This window comes from Roseicyclus sp. (assembly GCF_965662675.1).
Classification (GTDB): domain Bacteria; phylum Pseudomonadota; class Alphaproteobacteria; order Rhodobacterales; family Rhodobacteraceae; genus Roseicyclus.
This window is the reverse complement of sequence record NZ_CBFIIK010000070.1, coordinates 9,369-14,047: the sequence shown is the minus strand read 5'-3', so window position 1 is coordinate 14,047 and position 4,679 is coordinate 9,369. Positions and strand designations below refer to the sequence as shown.

Annotated in this window: 4 protein-coding genes and 1 pseudogene; 3 read left to right on the top strand and 2 right to left on the bottom strand. The window is 63.1% G+C overall.

The features are described 5' to 3' along the window. Positions 1 to 112 (bottom strand): acyl-CoA dehydrogenase family protein (locus tag ACTG4J_RS10730; protein ID WP_439139415.1); only part of this gene is annotated, 112 nt, incomplete at its 3' end. A gap of 1,076 nt (positions 113 to 1,188) precedes the next feature. Between ACTG4J_RS10730 and ACTG4J_RS10725 the strand changes: the two genes are divergently transcribed. Genes ACTG4J_RS10725 through ACTG4J_RS10715 form a run of 3 tightly spaced genes read left to right on the top strand, consistent with a single transcriptional unit; the run spans position 1,189 to position 4,099 of the window. After that, the gene (locus ACTG4J_RS10725; RefSeq protein WP_439139413.1) at positions 1,189 to 2,220 is read left to right on the top strand and encodes an efflux RND transporter periplasmic adaptor subunit; all 1,032 of its coding nucleotides are present in this window, start codon (positions 1,189 to 1,191) and stop codon (positions 2,218 to 2,220) included. A gap of 35 nt (positions 2,221 to 2,255) precedes the next feature. Further along, positions 2,256 to 3,425, top strand: coding sequence for an ABC transporter permease (locus tag ACTG4J_RS10720; RefSeq protein ID WP_439139411.1), 1,170 nt, complete (start codon positions 2,256 to 2,258; stop codon positions 3,423 to 3,425). After that, positions 3,422 to 4,099 (top strand): ABC transporter ATP-binding protein, encoded by a 678-nt coding sequence (locus ACTG4J_RS10715; protein ID WP_439139409.1) that lies wholly within the window; start codon positions 3,422 to 3,424, stop codon positions 4,097 to 4,099. The genes ACTG4J_RS10720 and ACTG4J_RS10715 overlap by 4 nt, the downstream gene beginning before the upstream one ends. A gap of 245 nt (positions 4,100 to 4,344) precedes the next feature. Here the strand turns inward: ACTG4J_RS10715 and ACTG4J_RS10710 are convergent. Continuing rightward, positions 4,345 to 4,679 (bottom strand): annotated as a pseudogene (locus tag ACTG4J_RS10710) (mannitol dehydrogenase family protein); the annotation flags it as partial.

Genomic DNA, 4,679 nt, shown 5'->3' with positions numbered 1-4,679 from the left:
TACCAAAGGCTGTGCGTTGCTTGACGTAATCCAGCGTGACCCGCAGGGCACGTTCGATGCGTGCCACCGCATAGACCCCGATCAACAGGCGCTCTTGCGGCAATTGCTGCATCATCTGCGCAAAGCTCTGTCCCTATTTGGGGCAGCGCGAAGCCGATGCCGGCACGCGCATCGCGTCAAAGAAAAGCTCAGAGGTGTCGTTTGATCTCATCCCCAGCTTGTCGAGATTGCGCCACCTGCGAGACCCAGCCAGCCCATCGGTTTCCACCAAGTACAGCGAGATACCACGACCGCCTGCTTATGGATCGGCGGATTCAAACGGAAATACGTCTTGGGGGGACAAGCACCATCGGCGCGATAAGTTGGAAGTGATGCCTATCAAGAACCGGCCAAGATTGTTTGGATAAAGTGGGAGAGAAGCTAGTTGTCCCACCACTCACGGTCGATGCGCGTTATTGCCGGAGGGGTGCCGAAAGCGGGCAGCGCGCCAGAAAATAGCCGCGCGCTTCTCTCTGGACGCCTAAGCGCGCGCCGCCGCATCGATAGGGCGCGGAATTCGGCCTGAAAGCCCTTCGAGCAAGCGTTTATTCTATGTGGGGCTTTATGTGAGGTAAAATCAGGAAAGTCTGATTATCAACCAAGATCAGGGGCAAGTGGCAGACGGTGAGAAGGCGTTGCTTGCGCCGCCGGTTAGGCGGATCCGCGGCTAGCCAGTATCCGCTCTTGGATCGTGAGTCTGTTGCGAAATTCTGTCGGGGATAATCGCCGGGGCCTCACACGAACCCCGCGAGCTTGTTCAGACGACAGGACCCATTCATGGGTCCTCCCGGGCGGAGCGGGCGCGGGGACGCGCGATGCCATAGCCATTAATACTGCCAAGCTGATCTAGGGTGGATTGGTTTGAATCAGTATCGCTGTAGTCGTCGCTGATCCACATCAAGGCGGAAACCGCGCTGGGACGTATTTTATCTGCGCGGAGGTAAGGCCCGAGGGCGCGGTCGCTCGATCGGCGGTCCCCCACAGGAAGGATGCTTTTTCGTGACGGTCGGCCAGAAAACACCCAGTCGAGAGAATGCAGACCCATCACATCCAGACCCTGCGACGCCGGTTGCGCGGGTTCCGGTCGTGCGCCCTCCGCCACCCCCTCCCGCTTCTCCGCAGTCGCGCACTCGGCTCTTTTGGCCTTTGGTGGGTGCGGGAGCACTGGCGCTCGTCGTCGTAGGCGTTGTCTTTTCCGCGTTCTGGCTGGCACGTCCGACGCCGGTATCAGTTGAGATCGTCAGTCCCGCCCCGGTGACGCGTGTGCTCGCCGTCAACGGTCAGCTTGCCGCCCTTCACTCCGTTGCCGTGCGCCCCCGCGTGAGCGGTGCCGTCGTGGCCCTGCTTGTGGCCGAAGGCGACAAGGTCGAAGCCGGGCAAGTTCTGGTACGGATCGACGCCGAAGCGCAGAACACGGTCGTCCGGCAGGCAATGGCTGCATTGGACGCCACGCGCATCACGCGCGACGAGCGACGCGAGGCCTATGACCGCTCACTTGCGCTTGGGGAAAACGTTGCGCGCAGCGTGCTGGAAAGCGAGGCGCGCGCCGTGCAATCAGCCGAGAGGGACGTCGAACGCCTTACCGCCGTGCTTGAGCAGGCACAGGTTGCGCTGCGCGACCACACCATCAGGGCCCCTCTGAATGGCACAGTCCTCGTGCTGAACGTTGAGCTCGGGCAGATCGTCGATCAGGCCACGCAGCTGCTGACGCTCACAGATCTGCGCGTTCTGATCGTCGAGGTGGACGTCGACGAGGCCTATGCGATGCAGATCTCCCCCGGCCAGACAGCGGTGCTTCAGCTGGCGGGCGAAACCGGCACGCGCGACGGTCAGGTGACAATCGTGTCTCGACAGGTGGATATCGCAACGGGGGGCCTTGCCGTAAGGATCGGCTTCGATGATCCGGTCGATGCGCCTGTCGGACTGACCGTGGCGGCCAACATCATCGTGGAGCAGCGCGATGCCGCGCTGACCGTACCGCGCACCGCCTTGCAGACAAAAGGGGACGACATCGGTGTCTTCATCATCTCGGACGGTGTGGCGCAATGGCAATCCGTGAGGGTCGTTGACTGGCCCGCGGCCCGTCTGATCGTCAGCTCCGGATTGGGCGCAGGCGACGCGGTCATCACCGAGGGGATGGGCATCGCCGAAGGACAGGCCGTCGCCGTGGACGGGCTATGATGCGCTACGCGCTCAAAATTGCCATCCGCTATCTGATGGCGAACAAAGCGCAGACGGCGCTTTTGGTCACAGGCGTCGCGGTCGGCGTGTTCATCTTCATCTTCATGTCGGCCCTGATCGGCGGGCTGGCCGAGTTCATCCTATCGCGCACCGTCGGAGACATCTCGCACATCACGATCGAGGCCGCGGATCTCGATCCCGCCGTGCTGATCACCGCGCCCGGCCATGTGCTCGCCGTCACCGAGCGCGGCCGCACACGCACCGCGACGCTGAGCGAGGCCGAAACATGGCTGCCGCTGATCGAGGCAGTTCCCGGCGTCAAGGCGGTGTCGCCGCAGATCGGCGGGGCAGGCTTTCTCACCCGCGGGGCGCAGGTGTCGCAGGTCAGCGTCACCGGTCTGATGCCCGGGCGGGAATCCGCGATCCTCGATCTTGACGGCTACATCGTCGAAGGCTCGGCCCGGCTCGGCCCTGGGCTGATCGTGTTGGGTCGCGAACTCACCGACGATCTTGCGCTGTCTCGGGGTCAATCAGTGCGGCTGCAAAGCGCGGGTGGGGTCACGGCGCTGCTGACGCTTTCGGGCATTTTCGAGACCGGCAATGGCGCGATGGACGGGGCGCGCGCCTTCGTCGGCCTGCCCGTGGCGCGTACGTTGTTCGCCATGCCGCAAGGTGTCACCCAGATCGAGATCAAGCTCGACGATCTGAACGCGGCTGATGCTACGGCACTGCGCATCCGCGCCCTGACCGACCTTGACGCGGTGCCCTGGACCGACGGGGCCGAACAGCTGATGGAGGCGCTGAACGCGCAGGCACAGACGGGCTACTTTCTCAAGACCTTCGCGCTTATCACCATTGTGATCGGCGTCGCCTCGGCGCTGATGCTGTCCACCTATCGGCGTAGACCCGAGATCGGGATTATGCGGGCAATGGGCGCGGGGCGGAATTTCGTCGTGTTCGTTTTCGTTACGCAAGGGGCGCTGATCGGGCTCTTGGGCGGCATCACGGGTGCTGCGCTGGGATACCTCGCCCTCCTGCCCTTCCCTCCGCGCGAGGCCTTCGAGCCGGGAACCCTGCCCATGGACATCACGCAAGGCTCCTATGGCCTCGCCATCACCTTGACGGTGATCGGTGCGGTCCTCGCCGCCATCTTGCCTGCGCGCGCCGCCTCGCGGGTCGATCCCGTCACGGCGATCGGACAATGAGCACGCTTTTGGAGGTTCGAGACCTAGTCAAGACCTACGGCACGGGCGAGGCTGCGACCCGCGTGCTGCGCGGCCTGTCGCTCCGTCTCGAGGCAGGCGAGATGGCCGCTCTTCTGGGGCCGTCCGGCGCGGGGAAAAGCACGCTGCTGACAATCCTCGGCACCCTGATGGCGCCAAACTCCGGCGCCTATGAGATGCTGGGCCAAGACATGATCGCGGCCGACGACCGGGCGCTAACGGCGTTTCGCAACGCCCATATCGGCTTCGTGTTCCAATTCCACAATTTGCTGCCCGACTTCACCGCGCTGGAAAACGTGGTCTTTCCCACAGCCGTGCGCGATGGGCGCGAGACGCCCGCCGCGCGCAGCCGCGGCCGCGATCTATTGGTGCGCATGGGAATGGCGGACCGGGTCGATTTCCCAACCGCCAAGCTGTCCGGCGGGCAAAAACAGCGTGTCGCGGTCGCGCGCGCGCTGATGAACGCGCCGGAGCTGGTGCTGGCGGATGAACCCACAGGCAACCTCGACCGAGCGTCGGCCATGCAGGTGATGGAATTGCTTGGCGAGATCAACCGCAAAGAGGGGACGACGTTCCTGATTTCCACACATGACGAGAAGATCGCGGCCGCATGTCGGCGGCGGATCAAGGTGGCAGATGGTGTGGTTACCGGATGACACGGCTTGCCTCGGGAAGCAGTCAGATGCGACCCACTCTCAGCTTCGCTTGTGACACTGTCACCTAAGCGCTTTCCCAAACTCCCAACGACACGAGCCGCGCGCTAATCCCCCTCAGACCCCTCCGGCAAGAGATGAATAATTGCATCGATGCGATGCTTGCGGGGATGTAACGGATTTTCTTTGTTATAGGCGGTGTCTGCACTGCGCATTCCATGAATGCGGATCAAAGCATCAAGTTGAAGTCAGCTGGCCGTGTTCGTGAATTTGGCAATGGCCGCTTCAGTTCCGTCGGTCCAGATCACCCTCAGCCAGTCATCAAAGGCGGTGACAAAGGGCATGTGCCCCAGCACATCGCCGTAAAGCGTCGCCTGCTCCAGCCAGAGGCGCGGGTTGTCCTTTGCTTGCTGCGCGGTGGCACTGAGCGCATCCCAATGGGGATCATTGGCCGCGATCACGCCGCCATCCTCGCGTTGGCCAGCGCACATCCTTGCCCAAAGGGCCTCGACAAGGGCGAGACCTTCAACCGGGCCGCCCGCCGCAATCGCATCGCGCAAGATGGGCAGCACGAAACCGGGAT

Excerpts from the sequence above, each read along its gene's own strand:
- ACTG4J_RS10715 (WP_439139409.1), top strand. The coding sequence starts at position 3,422 with ATGAGCACGCTTTTGGAGGTTCGAGACCTAGTCAAGACCTACGGCACG.
- ACTG4J_RS10720 (WP_439139411.1), top strand. The coding sequence starts at position 2,256 with ATGGCGAACAAAGCGCAGACGGCGCTTTTGGTCACAGGCGTCGCGGTC.